We start from the raw sequence: 219 nt of genomic DNA, 5'->3' as shown, positions 1-219 counted from the left end.
CTAAAGGTAAAAATGCAAGGTACAAAAAAGTTGAAAATAAAAATGATGCGACCAGGTGGCTAGAATCAGGTGCATTATATACTCCAAAATCTAAAGAAACTTCACAATTACATAAAGATGCAACATACTTGGATTCTGGTACAGGAAGAACTGGAACAGTAGAGGTTAAAGTATGTGATGTTTACGGTGATTCACTGCTACCCTTCATTATGCCTAAAG

General features: G+C 35.6%; 1 pseudogene. It reads left to right on the top strand.

The features are described from left to right. A pseudogene (locus AYC60_RS09050) lies at positions 1–219 on the top strand (ribonuclease HI); the annotation flags it as partial.

The sequence above is a fragment of the Streptobacillus felis genome (assembly GCF_001559775.1).
Lineage (GTDB): Bacteria > Fusobacteriota > Fusobacteriia > Fusobacteriales > Leptotrichiaceae > Streptobacillus > Streptobacillus felis.
Note: the sequence above shows the minus strand (reverse complement) of the source record. Positions and strands in the feature narration are given on the sequence as shown.